Source organism: Priestia megaterium (genome assembly GCF_009497655.1).
In the GTDB taxonomy this organism is placed as follows: Bacteria; Bacillota; Bacilli; order Bacillales; family Bacillaceae_H; genus Priestia; species Priestia zanthoxyli.
Window position 1 is genome coordinate 1219413 of sequence record NZ_CP023317.1, and the last position, 15903, is coordinate 1235315.

Consider the following 15903-nt stretch of genomic DNA (forward strand, 5'->3'; position numbering starts at 1 on the left):
GGATATTACCACACTATTTTACCATGATTTACAAGATGGAAAGGACGTTTCGCGACATAAAAAACCCTCTTTATGACAAGATGGAAGATGCTGTATAAAAAATAAGCTAAGATATAGTCAATCACAGTAAAAGGGGAGAGCGGATATGATTGAAATCAAAGGTGTGACGAAATATTTCAAAGAGAAAAAGCAAACAATTACAGCTGTTCAAGATATTCATGTAACCATCGCACAAGGAGAAATTGTAGGACTATTAGGGGAAAATGGAGCGGGGAAAACAACTCTTTTACGTATGCTGTCGACTGTACTTGAACCATCGGAAGGTAATATGTTCATTCACGGAATAAACATTCATAAACAGCCTGATAAAATAAAGAAAAAAATCGGCGTGCTTTTTGGCGGTGAAACAGGTTTATATGACCGTTTGACTGCGCGTGAAAACTTATCTTATTTTGCTAAGTTTTATGGAATGAGCAAACATGAAACAAAGATAAGGATTGAGGAACTGGCCAAACGTTTTGGAATGAAAGACTACTTGGACCGTCGCGTCGGAGGCTTTTCAAAAGGAATGCGTCAAAAAGTAGCCATTGCACGCACTATTCTTCATAACCCGGACGTTATCCTATTTGATGAACCGACTACAGGATTAGATATTACATCAGCAAACATGTTTCGCGAGCTTATTAAAAGTCTGCAAAGAGAAGGAAAAACGATTGTTTTTTCCAGTCACATTATGGAAGAAGTGGAGATGCTGTGTCAATCTATCATTATGATTCATAAAGGAAAAATGATTTATCAAGGAACAAATGAACAGCTGTATAAAGAAGAGGAAAGTACAGACTTAAACTACATCTTTATGTCGCGTATCGTGAGGGGGGCTTAATATGATTTGGCATATTTATAAAAAAGAGTTAATAGATTGTTTGCGAGATCGCAAAACGATTATCTTTAGCGTGTTGATTCCGATTTTATTAAATGTAGGGATTATCTTTTTTGCAGACAAAATGATGGCTAGTGATCAAACAGATTCCATGTCTGTAGCTGTTACAAAAGATTCTGATGCCAGTGTGATCGACTGGTTAAAAAACGATGACAATATTAAAGTAATTGAAAGCAGAAATCCACTCAGTGCTGTAGAACAAGGGAAAGCGTTAGCGGCGTTAAAGCTACCAGACGATTTTTCTTCAGAAGTGCGTAAGATGAAATCGCCAGAAGTTACTGTTTATACGGATTCAGCGAGCATGAACTCAGGTGCTACCGCAGAGTATATACAAAATATACTGAATAAACATCGAGAAGCTATAGTTAGCGAACGCTTAGACCAACTAAATGTGAATAGTCAAACGATAGCTCCGTTTAATGTGGTTGAAAAAGGAGTGTCTAAAGAAGATGACGGCTCTTTAACAATGATTGCAATGTTTGCGCCAATGATTATCATTATGGGCGTTTTTGGGGGGATTCTTCCTTCAGCAAATGATATTTTTGCAGGTGAAAAAGAACGGAAAACAATGGAAGCTTTATTGATGTCTCCTGTAAAACGAACGCAATTACTGGTTGGGAAATGGCTTACTATCTCTACATTTGGTATATTGAGCGGTCTTTTGTCCACATTTACATTTGTTTTGTCTGTACGTTATTTAACAACCGTATTAAATAATGCACTGCAGCTCAACGGTCATGTTACAACCTTTATCTTCTCGTTTTTAGTCACCCTTACCCTGCTAGCACTTCTAGGAGCTATGGTATTATGTATTCTTAGCCTTTTAGCAAGTTCGGTTAAAGAAGCGCAGAGCTATACATCTCAAATTGTGATGGTAGCGATACTTCCATACTTTTTACTGATGGGAAAATCCGTACATGAACTGCAACCAAGCGGATTTTTAATTCCTATTTATAACGTATTTGCACTTATGAAACAGCTTCTCTACGGTGTCTATGACATGCAGAGTCTCGTTTATACAATAGGAAGCTTATCGGTTTGTACGGTTGTTTTATTATCAGTTGGTTATACGATGTTTACCAAAAGCCGCTGGGTGCTTGGTAAAGGGTAAGAGATTGGGCAAAAGTAGTTTAGTTGAAGGAAGGTCCGAACGAGTAATCGTTCGGATTTTTCTATTGGAATGGTGAACGTAGGTTTCAGGTATGTAGTTAGTTGCTTCTAGCTGTGGGTTGGAGGGAAAGACGGAGACTGCTGCGGGGAAAGCGAAGTCTTGCACGGAAATCAACAGCGGTGTCACAAGCGCTTCATAATAGCTCATTCACCCCATTTGTTTGTATTAAATTGAAGTGATTTCGTTATGTCTCAACTTTTTTGTAGGGAAAGAGCAACAAAAAGAGAATGTAGAAAGAAAGGGGAGTGGAACAATTGCATCCTATTATAGTAGAAGAAATTCCTCATTCGATAAAAAAGTATGTAAAGCAAATCGAAAAAGTGACGTTTCCGAAGCAAGGGTGTACCTCAGATGTTGGTATCCTTCATACGGCTAGAGGGAGATATGTTTTAAAACGGACAAAAAGGGAAAAGTACAGAAAATGGTTATATAAGGAATATTATGTATTAAAAAATATACAGGCACTGGCGGACTTTCAAAGCCCGAGCGCTTACAAGTTTGTTCAAACAGCAGAAGAGAGCTGGATGCTGCTAGAATTTCTTGAAGGAAAGACGGTAAGAGAGTATTTAGAGAAGGAAGATAATGAAAAAAAGCGTGAGCACGTTGTCTATGAAATGGGGCGTCTTCTTGCTCGTATTCACAATGCTGAGTGTCCAGAACGATTAGTGAGTAAGCAGCCGTGGATCCACCGAATGCTGCAAGAGGCAGAGTACAATTTAACTCACTATGAGGTAGACGGAAATCAACGGCTGCTAAAACAACTGCAGAAGCAAAACATGATATGCAAACAAGAGGTACTTATTCACGGAGACTACACGATTGATAATGTACTTGTACACGACGGTCAGATAACAGCTGTTATTGACTGGAGCGGAGGAACTTTAGGAGACGCTCGTTATGATATGGCGCTGGCTGTTCGTTTTGAAGACGGAATCTTTACAGGTAAAGAGCGCGCGTCTTTTTTTAAGGGATACGGCAAGGGGATTTCACAGAGCGAATTTTGTTATTTTGCAGAAGGTTTATACGAGTTTTTCTAGGGAATAATGACATCATTTTCTTCATTTGTTGAACGTCCACTTTCTTTGACGAATTCATACTAGTTTTGTCACGTATGAAGGGATTTAAAGATTTCTCTCGAAATGGCTAGTAAATGAAAAAATGGAGGGATGGAACATGACGATGAAAACGGTGGATGTGGCAAAGTCGCTGGGAATACATCCAAGTACGGTATTAAAATGGGTTAAAATGGCGGATATCGAGCTAGAGAGAAATGAATCGGGACACTGTGAGTTTACAGAAGAAAATATTGAAGCACTTAGAGACTTTCAAAAAAACCGCAATCGTCAAGCCGTCGTCAAAGTGGTAGAAAAAGTAGTAGAAAAAGAGGAAGTCGTTATATCTGATGAACGTGCACAAGATATGCAAAAGCAGCTTGATCAGCTTTTTTTAAGACTGATTGAAAATGAAAAGCGTACAGAAGAAAAAGCGGGAGAAGTAGTGACCTTTCAAATTTTAGAGCATCGTTCAGAAATCGATCGGTTAAATAAAGTTATTACAAAATTAGAAAATCGAGTAGCGGAACTTGAAAGTCAGTTGAAAAGTGAAGACAGCTTAAAAGGTAAAAAGCCTGTTCCAAGATGGAGAAGCTTTTTAACCGGTATTTTTAGCTACTAGCAGCGATTTACCATAACGGTAAATCGCTTTTTTTATGGAATTTTATGAAAAATACATCAATTCGTACAGAATTGTGGAAAAAAATCTCAATAATAGTTGACGAAACGCTTAGTAATTTGATAAAACTAATTAAGTTAAGAAAGTGAAATACTTTCGTAAATACATATTCGTTATCATGCGATAGCGTTAAGGAGAGTGACAAGTGAAAAAAAGAGAAGAGCTCGTTCAAGAAATGGAGACGCTGTTTCGCTTTGTGTTCAGACAGCTTCGCCAAGAAATTAATGAAGTATACAATTCAGAGCTATCAACAAATGAATTTATGGTGCTTCGTATGCTGGTTGATTCCGGCAGGCAGCGATCAACTGATTTATCTAAGTATCTTCAAGTGTCAGCAAGCCACATTACGGCGGTAACCGACTTGCTTTTGTCAAAAGGCTACATTGCACGCAAACGGTCTGAAAATGATCGACGTATTATTGATATTGAACTGACCAAAGAAGGGCAAGATATTTTTAATGTGATTCAAGAAAAAAAACGAGCGTATTTCCTTGAGCGGTTTGAGCACTTTACAGATAAAGAAATTGAAACGATGAATAAACTGTTTCACAAAATTAAAGGTGATCAAAAATAAAGCGCTTTAAATGCGGAAGAATAATCAGTGAAGATGAGCTTCACTGATTATTTTTTTGTCTTAAAACGGAAAGAGTACAAGAAGCAAGTTAGTTGGTGAGAACATCAAATCAGCGTATAATAATAGAAAGAATACATGAAGGAGGTCATCTTTTTGACAGAACAATATGAAGTAGCAACTTTTGCTGGAGGCTGTTTTTGGTGTATGGTGAAGCCCTTTGATGAACAGCCAGGCATTATAAAAGTTGTATCTGGCTATACAGGCGGTCACAAAGAGAACCCGACGTACAAAGAAGTATGCTCAGAAACAACGGGCCACTATGAAGCGGTCCAAATTACATTTGACCCAGAAGTTTTTCCATATGAAAAGCTTTTAGAACTATACTGGCCTCAAATTGACCCAACGGATGCAGGCGGACAATTTGCGGATCGAGGCGATTCATATCGAACAGCTATCTTTTATCACAATGAGCACCAAAAGGCACTAGCTGAAGAATCCAAGCAACAATTAGAAGCAAGCGGTCGTTTTTCTGAACCAATTGCCACACAAATTCTACCGGCAAAACCGTTTTATGAAGCGGAAGAATACCATCAAGGTTATTATAAGAAAAATAAATTCCGCTATGCTATGTATCGACGAGGATCTGGACGTGATCGTTTTATTAAAGAAAACTGGAAAGACTTTGGCCGCGACGAGCAGCTAAAAACGACATTAACGCCTATTCAATATGAAGTTACTCAAAATGACGCAACGGAACCCCCGTTTCGCAATGAATTTTGGGATCATACAGAAGATGGTATTTATGTAGATATCGTATCAGGAGAGCCGTTGTTTAGTTCAACCGATAAATATGATGCCGGATGCGGATGGCCGTCTTTCACAAAAGCGATTAATAAAGATGAAGTAAAAGAAAACATGGACGTTAGTCATAATATGGTTCGTACAGAAGTACGAAGCAAAACGGCTAACTCTCATTTAGGTCATTTATTTGATGATGGTCCGCAAGATGCAGGCGGCTTGCGTTATTGCATCAACTCAGCAGCTCTTCGATTTGTTCCGAAGGAAGATTTAGAAAAAGAAGGATACGGGGAATACGCTGTTTTATTTAACAAATAAAATAATATGAAAAAAAGAGCGTGATTCAACTTAAAGTTGGCTCACGCTCTTCTTTTTGTGCTTTCTTTTGTTTTATTTTGGCTCGAATGAGGCTATAGAGAAAAAGGAAAGGAATGTAGCCATAAATAAAGTAAAAGCCGGTCATGGATAATCGTGTATTAAGATGATCGATCGTTTCTCGATCGTCAAAGAAAATAGAAAAACCAAGAAGGGCAATAAGAACTAATATGAGAAAAATCGTAGGCGGCTTATTAAATGTTTTACTAAATCCACGAATTGTACACCATACGCTGACAGCAATAGTAGGAAGAACGACTAAAAGCCACAGAGAAATTAAAATATATTCAAAACGCTGTAAAAATGGAATTTCAATAATTTTAGCCATTGTTAAAGTTGGCCAGATTGTATGCATTAACTGTCCTTGACTAAAGTAAGCAAATGACACTAATGCCGTGCACAAATATAAAAAAGTACTGAACAAAATGCCATATTGCCCCCACTTCTGACTAGTAGCGCCATTTTTTATAAACGGATAGAAAAAAAGCACGGATTCAAACCCCAAATTCTCAAAGGTCATCATCTTAGTCGAAATTAAAAATTCCCATATCGTGTGATCAAACAAAGGAAATAAATTATTAATGTGCCCATACTTCAAAGGGTAAATTAAGGCAAATATGAGCGGCAAGGGAAGCATGACCCCAAAAAAGGCAATTCCAGTAATCACACGAAACCCACCGGAAACCGTGTAGTAAATAATAGGCAAGTATACAAGTGATACGATCCATGTTTCTAACTGTGGAAACATCCATATTTGTAAAATCTCTACGTAGGTTCGGTAAATCGTTAGCGCAAAGATAAAATAATAAATGGAAGCGGCAAGGGTTAAAGCTCCTCCAAGGTATTTACCGAAATATAACCGGTGAATATCAACAATATCGCTGTTTTCACGAGTTAAGATATTAAAGATCATGGCTAATAAAATACAAACGCTGATTGCAGCAAGGAAGATGGATATCCATGCTTCATATCCGGCACCTTTAATAATATAACGCTGAAACCCTAGTATTCCAACGCCAATCTGAGTAGAGTGAACTAAGAAAAAAAGAAAAGAAGGGGAAACTTGATTTTCTTCTTTAATTGTATTGTGCATCTTTTCTTCCTCCTAGTTGCTAATACCGGTTTGAATAAGGTGAACGCGAGCTTTTACTTCAATATTCATATCCGGATATTGCGCTTTAAATTCTTCACTGTTAAACCTTCTCGTTTTACTTCGAACATAATCTGTAAAACAAATGGGGTCGATCCTATGTTGCTGAAGTTTCTTAATAAAGGCATCCCCATCTTTTTCAATATCTTTTTGGAGCATTTTTTCAACCATTTTAATACGAGTCGGATCAGTTAGGTCCACCCATCCAGGAAATTCTTTTACAAGGCCATCGATAGTTAAGTGCGCAACAATACTTGGATGTTGATGATTTCCTTTAATTTCATACTTTGTTTTGGTGCGCAAGTTTTGCAATATAATTTCGCCTTTACGGTCATTCTCTTTAATTTTTACTGCGTAGCGTCCGTGCTTTGTTCCGCTTGTTAGCAGCTTAAATAAAAATGTTTCTTTCATTCCAATGGTTGTAACGACTTTTTGTTCTTTGAAAAGCGCCAGCCCCTTTAATTTAATAGCATCTTTTTCTTGTGCTAAAACAGGAAGGTACGGGTCACGGTCGTCGCTAAAAAAACTGAATAAAAAAATTTGTAAATTGGTGTTAGGCAAATTTTCTGTGCGGATATTTTGTTCGATTAAATTAGAAATAAACTGATAGTCCTTAATTTTCTTTTTTGTAACGGAGCTTAATAATTCATGTGCGTTGCCGTCTACAATGCTTAATTTAATATTACGTCCAAGGTCTGGATTTCTAGCAATTGTATTTACTAACTCATCTACTCCATGTGTCGCAAATTCTTTTCCCATAACGATGCTTCTCAGCTGCCCAAACGCGACGGGAAGAGATGATTTATTGTTTAAACGGAGTGGAATATCAAATGATGAATTAGCAGTAGCCGCAATAATACTCGGTTCTTCCGTTGGTCCGTATTTATAGATAGGGTATAAAATTGTTCCTCTGACTTTATTGCTTTGAGGAATATAATCATATCCGATGGAGTTGACTACTTGAATTTCGTCAATCGTTTCACGGTCTGCACAGCTCGTTAAAAAAGTAAGGCAAGTGCATAAAATTAGTATTCTTTTCATGACGTTTCCCCGCTTTACTCATTATCTAAATTACTTTTTCGTTTCATCTTATTCGCTTTATTAGGGTTATAGCGGAAGCGTTCTAAAGGACGTAAGTAGCTTGGACGCTTTGCTGTGTGACTATAGGGCAATCGCAGAAATGTATCCCTGTACTCTGTGGGGCGAAACGGAAAAAGCGGAACAAGATAAGGCATGCCCAAAGATTTTAAACGAAGCAAATGAACCAGCAAGAAACAAAAGCCAAATGTGATGCCGACTAAACCGAACGCAGTGGCAAACAAAATAAACGGAAAACGTAGCAGCCGGATCGTGTTAGACATTTTAAAAATAGGCGTTGTAAAAGAAGCTAAAGCTGTCAGTGAAACAATAATAAGCAAAATATTGCTTGTTAACGCAGCTTCTACCGTTGCTTGCCCAATAACAATCCCGCCTACGATTCCCAGTGTTTGCCCTACTTTTGTTGGAAGTCTGGCTCCTGCCTCCCGAAGCAGCTCAATGGTTATTTCTAAAAAAAGCACTTCGATAACAGGTGGAAAAGGAACGTTTGTCCTTGAAAAGATAATAGGCCCCAGCAAATCTTTTGGAAGCATCTCATAATGATACGTAACAATGGCTACATAAAGAGGCGTAGCAAAAATAGAGAAAAAGACGCCCAAAATACGAATAACTCGGAAAAATGACCCTAGAACCCACGGTAAATAGTAGTCTTCGGGTGAAATAAAGAAGTCAAGCAACGTTGACGGTCCGGTAACTGCGTAGGGTGAACCACTCGAAAAGAAGGCAGCTTGCCCGTTTAACAGACTAAACAGAACTCGATCAATCCGCTCTGTTGTTAAAAAAAGCGGAAATGCCGTAGAAGAATTATCGGAAATCAATTGATCAAGCATTGTACTATCAAAAATGACGTCAAAATCTATTTCTTCAAGGCGCTGGGTCATGGTGTCTACGTGCTGAGGATTCGTTACGCCTTCTAAGTAAACAAGCACCACGCGCGTTTTCGATTTATTTCCTACGGTGAGTTCTTTAAAAATAAGGTTTTCGGAAATGACCGTTTTTCTCATTAAATAGAGATTGACATCTAAATCCTCCACAAAACCAATTTTAGGACCAACGACGCTGAACTCATTTTCCGTTTCATTTTCTTTTCGAAACCCCGTATCAAAGCTTTGAACTTTAATAAGAGCTACTAGCTTATCGTCTTTATGCAGTTGAAACATCACATAGCCGCGCAGCATCTTTTCTAAAATTTCTTTTGTATCTTTTGTAACGGAAATATCTTCAATCGGCAGAACGTTTTCGACTTCATATACACTGCTTAACGTGAAGTCTAGTTTTTGAAAAGGCTCAAGTATTTTATCTTCAACACTTTGCATGTTTACGAGCTGCTTAAAATAAGTAATGATGTATTTTCGATGCTGCGAACCAATAGCTAATGTTGTAAAATCACTTGATTTTTTAAATTGTTTAATCAGTTCGTCCAATGATTTTTTGGGCTGATCGTCTGCATTCTTTTTTTTAAATAAATGTTTAAACATAACCGTGCCCCTCGCATGACTTTCTATTACTGGTAGTTTGTTCATGTACTTCCTTTTTATTCGACTATTTTTTCTCAAGAAGAAAGGAAGAATATAAAGACAAACTTTACACTCTTTTACAGTGGATAAACAGTAGATTTACGTTTGGATGGTAACTTTAGACATGTCGAAGATAATGAAATAAAGGAGCGGGTACATTTATATGAAGAAAAAATTAGCAGGTATTACACTGGCAGGAGCAGTAGCATTGGCCTCGTTTGGTTTAGGAAACTCTCTTATTCAAACGGAAGCAAAAGTGGAGCATCAGTCAGCTAAGAAACCTCAAAATGTCATTATGATGGTAATGGACGGGACGAGTTCAAATGCTACTACACTTGCAAGATGGTACAAAGGAAAACCGTTACATATGGATCAGCTGATGGCCGGGGGAGTACGTGCGTATTCGGCAGAATCTGCTATTACAGATTCCGCTCCGGCAGCTACTGCTTTAGCAACAGGAAATAAATCAAATTCAGGTTATGTAGGTGTGCTCCCTTCAGTAGTGAATACACCTGGGGTTAAACCCGTAGAAAAAGAAGATCAGTTTCGTCCCGTAGCAAACGTTCTAGAAGGAGCAAAGCTTTCGGGGCGCGCGACAGGAATTGTGGCTACTTCTGAAATCCAGCACGCCACACCAGCTGGTTTTTCAGCCCACAACTACAGCCGTAATGATTTTCAAACGCTAGCGGAGCAGCAAGTGTATCAAAACATTGATGTAGTACTTGGAGGAGGTAAGCAATCTCTTCTGCCAGGAAAAGAAGAAAAAAGCCGAAAAGACGGTGAAAACTTAGTCAATGTATTGAAAAAAAGAGGATATGACTTTGTAGAAAATAAAAAGGAATTAGAGCAGTCGCGCGCCAAAAAAATCTGGGGGAGCTTCGCCGACCGAGATTTAGCGTATGATATGGATCGACCGCAGACAAAAGCAGAACAGCCAAAGCTGTCTCAGATGACAAATAAAGCAATAACAACACTCTCCAAAGATAAAGACGGTTTTTTCTTATTTGTTGAAGGAAGCAAAACGGATTGGGCAGCTCATGCGAATGATCCAATAGGCATGATTAGCGATGTATTAGCGTTTGATGAAGCAGTGGGCAAGGCAGTAGAGTTCGCTAAAAAAGATGGAAATACGATGGTTATTGCGATTGCTGATCACGGAAACAGCGGTCTTTCAATCGGTAATGCAAATACAACAAAAGGATATGATACCACACCTGTTTCTGCTTATATTGATCCATTAAAAAAAGCAAAAATGACGTTAGAAGGTGCTACGTCTAACTTAAAAGAAGATTTATCAAATAAAGAAGAAGTAGCTGCTTTGTATGGTTTATCAAATCTAACTTCAGAGGAAAAAGCGCAGCTGACTAAAGCAAGAGATAAAAAAGAAATGAGTGCTACACTATCAAAGCTATTAGCCAACCGAGCAAACCTTGGATTCACAACGGGCGGTCATACGGGTGAGGATGTATTTCTGTATTCATACGGCGTCAATCGACCAACGGGGCACTTTGATAATACGGATATTGCTAAACATATGGCTAAGTCAATGAATATTAACTTAAATGAGTTAACAAATGAATTATTTATTGAAGCAAATAAAGCTTTTAAAGGCTCAAATGTAGCGGTGGACTCAAAAGATAAAAACAACCCTGTGCTCGTTGTTACAAAAAATAAGCGAACGGTACGTTTTCCGGTAAATAAAAATATTGCAATTGTAAATGGAAAAGAGATGCAGATGGACAGTGTGGTGGTACAGGATAAAAAAGGTCGCTTCTTTGTATCTAAACAGGCACAGCAAATTGTAAAAAATGCAAAATAAGAAATGAAAGTAAAACAGGCCGAAGTATAACTTTAGGCCTGTTTTTTTACAGATAATAGATGGATAATTAGATGTATTAGCCTTTAGAGAGGAATGAATTGATTTATTTTACAAATAAATAGCTTTGAACTCTTAAAGGAATGGAAAGTCTTCACCTTTAAATATATGTGATTTATACTATGAAATGGTATAATAATCATAGTTCTAAAAGGAACTAGTTCGGAATACATATGTAAGTTCATAGCGTTATATGCTAGAATTTTTATAATAAAATGAATAAAAAATACATAAATTTCTTCAAGTGAAATTACAAATACAGGGTTATTAAGGGTTGTATGTAAGTAATTACCTTGAATAAAAAGTAAAAAATGAATAAAAGTATGGGTGGAAGAACGTAGAACATGTTTTAATAGTAAGAGAAGACAAAATGATTGAAAATAGCGTGTCGCCTTTATTAAAAATATTAAATAAAGATTCTGGCATGCTGATTTACAGATTATAAAAAGGGTATTAAATCATTGTTAGGAAAATAAATGATAATAGATAAACGGTTTTATTTCTTCTTCTAGAAAACCTACAATTATTGCAATATTCCCCATGAACAATCGTTGTGCGTTCCATTAACGATTAGCGTCCGTGTAGATCATTCATCTCAACATAAAAACACTATAAATATGTGTAGACATGCATAAAACAGAATGGGCAATAGTTCGTACTATACTTTAACATTGTATCCTAGGGGGAGTCAGGATGAACAAAATCAACTTAATTATTGCCGATGATAACGAAGATTCGGTTGAAATTTTAGATTATTTTATAGAACAGCTTCCGGAATTTGAAGTGATTGGCATCTGCAAAGACGGAGAGCAGCTTGTACAGGAAGTGATGGCTAAGAGTCCAGACCTTTTGCTCGTAGACATTAATATGCCTACGATTAACGGTGTAGATGCCATAAAAAAGTGCCTGCGCATTAAGCCGAATTTAAACTTCATTTTTATCACCGGTTATGATGAATTTGCTGTGAAGGCATTCGAGTTGTCAGCACTGGATTACATTGTAAAACCAATTGAAAAAACCAGACTTTATATGGCGCTAGAGCGGGCAAAAAACTCCATTGGAATTGATAAAAATCAGTCAAAAAAGCCAGGTGAGCAATTAAAAAGACTGCCTGTAAAATTTAATGGATCTACTTATTACATTCCAATTGATCAAATTATTTTTATTGAAAAGTCCGGAAAAAAATGCTTAATCTATACTCAATCACGTGTCTATGAGACATATGAAAATATTAGTGATATCTATATGTATTTGAACCCTTCTGTATTCAGTCAAACACATCGGTCTTATATCGTAAATTTGCAGAAAGTTTCGCACATCACACCAAAAAATGAAACATATCTTGTTTATTTCTTAGAAATTGATGAATATGCTCATATCTCAAAATTAAAAATCCAAGACGTTCAAAAACAGCTGCATCAGTTAATGACAAATTAAGAGATGCTGCTTCTTCTAAAATAGTTATGCTGATGAGAGGACGAAGCTTATGTAAGTTTCGTCTATTTCATGTGTCTGCTTTCGGAATAAATGATCGTAATATAGTTCTTATAAGGAAAGTTAGATAGAAGAAGTAACGTTAAAGTGAAAGGAAAGAAAATGATTTCAATTACTGGTCACTATAATGAATTTACCGTATTTCTTGCTGTCATTGTAGGGATTCTTGCCTCTTATACAGCACTTGATATTGTGAGCAAAATGATGAAAAAACAGCGGAACAATTATTTGTGGCTCACACTGTCAGCAACTTCAATGGGGCTTGGAGTGGGGGCGATGCACTATATTGCTATGCTTGCTTATTATGTTCCTGTTAGCTTTCATTTTGATGCTGTACTTTCTGTTCTTGCTTTAATAATAGCAATTAGCGGGTCATTAGTTGCGTTTTGGACATTCTGGAAATGGCGCACGTCGGTATGGTCAGGGCTTATTTTAGGAAGCAGTATTCTGGGTACGCATTACATTGCAATGGCAGCAATCGAAACAGAAGCACACATTCATTATGCGATGCTATCTGTTTTGCTTTCTATCATCATCGCCCTGGTCGTTGCATTTTATGCGATGCACTTGTTTTTTCGTTCGAAAAGCGTGAAAGCTAATCCATTTCTTAAACTTGTTAGCTCTATTTTACTGGGTATTGGTATTTCAGCTATGCATTTCATCAGTATGTATGGAATGAAGCTGCATATTGCACATTCAGTTGCTAGAAGGTGGGGCCAGTGGCTGCCGTATCAAGCGCCGTTTTCCAATATTATTGCAAGCATCACAATTACGCTACTGATTGTCTTCCTGCTCGTTGCTGCTTTTAAGCGTCAGGAAGAAGTGAGGGAAAGTCAATTAAAAGAAGAGTATTATCAATCTCTTTTTAACTACAATCCCAATATTGTGTGTGCAGTTGATTTGTACGGCAATATTCAAACGATTAACCCAAAAGGAATCGAGCTAACAGGATACACGTTAAACAAAATGGAGACAATCCCGTTTCCTTCTATGTTCAGAGAAGCTGAAAGAGCTGAAGAATATATGTGGAAATCCCTGAGCGGAGACTCTGTATATTATGAGGCAACGCTGATTCGCAAAGATAATCAGCCTGTATACGTTGAAGTCACGCAAATGCCCATTATTGTTTATGATCAAATTAAAGGAAGTTACGTTATCGCCAAAGATGTGACAGATCGAAAAAGGGCTCAACAGCAGCTTCTGGAGTTACAAAAAGATTTAAAACGCACGCTTTCACAGCAAGATGGTACTATTTTTAAATTTGTGAAGAACAGTAAAGGATATGTCTATACGATGTGCGAAGGCAAAATGATTCGTGAAATGGGATATGAGGAAATAGATGTTGTCGGAAAAACACCTGAGGAATTTTTACCTGAATCCTACGCAAGAGATAATAGGAGTTACTATGATAAAGCATGGGCGGGAGAGAAAGTGTCGTATGAAGTACTTTTGAACGACTTTGCTTACTATACGAAATTAACACCTCATATCTACAAAGGAGAAGTACAAGAAGTTATTGGTTCTATAGTAGATATTACTGATCTTCACGAAGCAAGAGAAAAGCTGGCTAAAAGTGAAAGCATGTATCGATCCGTTCTTTCTACAATGTCAGAAGGCGTGGTGTTTCATGACCTTGAAGGTAACTTAATTGCTGCCAATGCATACGCTGCTAAGATTCTAAACGTGCCTTATGACCAAATGTTATCGGTTAACCCGTTTGGTTTAGACTGGGAAATTATTCATCCTGATGGCACAGCTTTTGCACTCGAAGATATTCCATCTGTCCGCTGTCTTCATACAAAAGAGCCTGTGCGAAATACAGTCATGGGCATTTATTTAAATGAGAAAAAGTTGACTTGGCTTTCGGTGAATGCTGAACCTCTGCAAGAAAGCAAATATTATAAAGGCGTAGTTGTCACATTTTATGATATTACAAAGCAGCAGGAACAAGAACAAGATCTGCTTCATTCCAATCAGCAAATGATTATAGCCAAAGAAGAAGCCGAAAAAGCAAATCAGGCTAAGTCAGAATTTTTATCAAAAGTAAGCCATGAACTTCGAACGCCTTTAAACAGTATTTTAGGCTATGCACAGATATTGGAAGAGCAAGGAGAAAAAGATTTAACAGAAAAACAATTGAATCGTATACGAAAAATTTTAAAAGCAGGTAATCATCTTCTTTATTTAATAAATGAAACGCTTGATTTATCGAAAATTGAATCAGGTCACTTAGCGATTAACCTTGAACCAGTGTCGGTAAAAGAAGCAATTGAAGACGCGCTTAAAATTATGAAACCATTAGCAAAAGATAAGCATAGTATATTTTATACTCGCTTTCACGCATACCAAGAAGTCTTTGTTGAAGTAGATGAACTTCGGTTTCAGCAGATCTTATTAAATCTGCTTACAAACGCCATTAAATATTCGCCCGCTTATCGCGATATCATTATCTATACCGATATTGCTCAGCATCACGTAACCATATTGATTGAAGATAGGGGCTTTGGAATTCCAGCTTCAGAATTAAATCGGATTTTTGAACCTTTCTATCGTGTGAATAGACTAGAAAAAGACGGAACAGGGATTGGGCTGGCGCTTGTAAAGCAGCTTGTTGTCTTAATGAATGGAACGTGCGGAGTGCGAAGTGAAGAAGGAAAAGGCAGTACATTTTGGGTTCGTTTTCCCTTAGTACATCCACCTGTTCCTAAACGCTTATCCAATGAAAGGGAAGCCGAGTCATTTTTAGGTTTTTCCATGCCGATCTCAATTGTGTATATTGAGGATAACGATACAAATATTGAGCTTATGCAATCGATTCTTTCTCCATATAAAAACGTTAAGCTCTTAGTTGCCAAAACAGGAGAAAACGGCATCGGGCTAATCAAGTCCATTTCACCGGATATTGTTTTAATTGATATTGATCTACCTGATATGAATGGTTTTGAGGTATGCACACAGCTTCAGCTGGAAAAAGAGTTGAAGAATATTCCGCGAGTTGCCTTGAGTGCAAGCGCAATGCAAAGCGACATTGATCAAGCTTTTTTAGTCGGTTTTAGTGAATACGTAACAAAGCCTATTCATATTGCCACGTTTTTAAACGTATTAAAACGCTTAACAAAAGCTTAACAAAAGTTTAGAGGGCTTTTCATTGACTTATTAGTGGACCTTTTGTAAAATAA

Annotated in this window: 12 protein-coding genes; 9 read left to right on the forward strand and 3 right to left on the reverse strand. The window is 37.4% G+C overall.

Annotated features, from left to right (window positions below):
* The first annotated feature begins 145 nt into the window (after positions 1-145).
* The 6 genes from CEQ83_RS06145 (at position 146) to msrA (ending at position 5532) form a co-directional block, all read left to right on the forward strand.
* On the forward strand, positions 146-883 hold the full coding sequence (locus tag CEQ83_RS06145) for an ABC transporter ATP-binding protein (RefSeq protein ID WP_028414196.1): 738 nt from the start codon (positions 146-148) through the stop codon (positions 881-883).
* A gap of 1 nt (position 884) precedes the next feature.
* Positions 885-2051, forward strand: a complete 1167-nt coding sequence (locus CEQ83_RS06150) for an ABC transporter permease (protein WP_155017122.1) — start codon at positions 885-887, stop codon at positions 2049-2051.
* A gap of 305 nt (positions 2052-2356) precedes the next feature.
* Positions 2357-3148: a phosphotransferase family protein gene (locus tag CEQ83_RS06155; protein WP_228123035.1), complete on the forward strand. Its 792-nt coding sequence runs from the start codon at positions 2357-2359 to the stop codon at positions 3146-3148.
* Positions 3149-3284: 136 nt separating this feature from the next.
* On the forward strand, positions 3285-3785 hold the full coding sequence (locus CEQ83_RS06160) for a MerR family transcriptional regulator (RefSeq protein WP_033578357.1): 501 nt from the start codon (positions 3285-3287) through the stop codon (positions 3783-3785).
* 202 nt (positions 3786-3987) lie between these two features.
* The gene (locus CEQ83_RS06165; protein ID WP_028414193.1) at positions 3988-4416 is read left to right on the forward strand and encodes a MarR family winged helix-turn-helix transcriptional regulator; all 429 of its coding nucleotides are present in this window, start codon (positions 3988-3990) and stop codon (positions 4414-4416) included.
* Between the two features lie 153 nt (positions 4417-4569).
* Positions 4570-5532 (forward strand): peptide-methionine (S)-S-oxide reductase MsrA, encoded by a 963-nt coding sequence (gene msrA / locus CEQ83_RS06170; RefSeq protein WP_080754393.1) that lies wholly within the window; start codon positions 4570-4572, stop codon positions 5530-5532.
* A gap of 25 nt (positions 5533-5557) precedes the next feature.
* Here msrA and CEQ83_RS06175 read toward each other — a convergent pair whose 3' ends face one another.
* The 3 genes from CEQ83_RS06175 to CEQ83_RS06185 are packed head-to-tail and all read right to left on the reverse strand — an operon-like array spanning position 5558 to position 9315.
* Positions 5558-6682, reverse strand: coding sequence for a GerAB/ArcD/ProY family transporter (locus CEQ83_RS06175; RefSeq protein ID WP_047751419.1), 1125 nt, complete (start codon positions 6680-6682; stop codon positions 5558-5560).
* A gap of 12 nt (positions 6683-6694) precedes the next feature.
* On the reverse strand, positions 6695-7780 hold the full coding sequence (locus tag CEQ83_RS06180) for a Ger(x)C family spore germination protein (protein ID WP_047751418.1): 1086 nt from the start codon (positions 7778-7780) through the stop codon (positions 6695-6697).
* 14 nt (positions 7781-7794) lie between these two features.
* A complete protein-coding gene (locus CEQ83_RS06185) occupies positions 7795-9315 on the reverse strand; it encodes a spore germination protein (protein WP_047751417.1) in 1521 nt (506 codons plus the stop codon).
* A 202-nt stretch (positions 9316-9517) separates the two neighbouring features.
* Between CEQ83_RS06185 and CEQ83_RS06190 the strand changes: the two genes are divergently transcribed.
* The 3 genes from CEQ83_RS06190 to CEQ83_RS06200 all read left to right on the forward strand — a co-directional run bounded on the left by CEQ83_RS06190 (position 9518) and on the right by CEQ83_RS06200 (position 15850).
* On the forward strand, positions 9518-11173 hold the full coding sequence (locus CEQ83_RS06190) for an alkaline phosphatase (RefSeq protein ID WP_155017124.1): 1656 nt from the start codon (positions 9518-9520) through the stop codon (positions 11171-11173).
* Between the two features lie 750 nt (positions 11174-11923).
* Positions 11924-12667 (forward strand): LytR/AlgR family response regulator transcription factor, encoded by a 744-nt coding sequence (locus tag CEQ83_RS06195; protein ID WP_028414187.1) that lies wholly within the window; start codon positions 11924-11926, stop codon positions 12665-12667.
* A gap of 159 nt (positions 12668-12826) precedes the next feature.
* Complete coding sequence (locus tag CEQ83_RS06200; protein WP_228123036.1) at positions 12827-15850, forward strand: PAS domain S-box protein; 3024 nt, start codon at positions 12827-12829, stop codon at positions 15848-15850.
* The last annotated feature ends 53 nt before the right edge of the window (positions 15851-15903 follow it).

What these genes read in the sequence shown, in the direction of transcription:
- CEQ83_RS06190 (WP_155017124.1), top strand. Translation starts at nt 9,518, where the DNA reads ATGAAGAAAAAATTAGCAGGTATTACACTGGCAGGAGCAGTAGCATTG.
- CEQ83_RS06180 (WP_047751418.1), bottom strand. Translation starts at nt 7,780, where the DNA reads ATGAAAAGAATACTAATTTTATGCACTTGCCTTACTTTTTTAACGAGC.
- CEQ83_RS06150 (WP_155017122.1), top strand. Translation starts at nt 885, where the DNA reads ATGATTTGGCATATTTATAAAAAAGAGTTAATAGATTGTTTGCGAGAT.
- CEQ83_RS06145 (WP_028414196.1), top strand. Translation starts at nt 146, where the DNA reads ATGATTGAAATCAAAGGTGTGACGAAATATTTCAAAGAGAAAAAGCAA.
- CEQ83_RS06195 (WP_028414187.1), top strand. Translation starts at nt 11,924, where the DNA reads ATGAACAAAATCAACTTAATTATTGCCGATGATAACGAAGATTCGGTT.
- CEQ83_RS06200 (WP_228123036.1), top strand. Translation starts at nt 12,827, where the DNA reads ATGATTTCAATTACTGGTCACTATAATGAATTTACCGTATTTCTTGCT.
- CEQ83_RS06185 (WP_047751417.1), bottom strand. Translation starts at nt 9,315, where the DNA reads ATGTTTAAACATTTATTTAAAAAAAAGAATGCAGACGATCAGCCCAAA.
- CEQ83_RS06175 (WP_047751419.1), bottom strand. Translation starts at nt 6,682, where the DNA reads ATGCACAATACAATTAAAGAAGAAAATCAAGTTTCCCCTTCTTTTCTT.
- CEQ83_RS06160 (WP_033578357.1), top strand. Translation starts at nt 3,285, where the DNA reads ATGACGATGAAAACGGTGGATGTGGCAAAGTCGCTGGGAATACATCCA.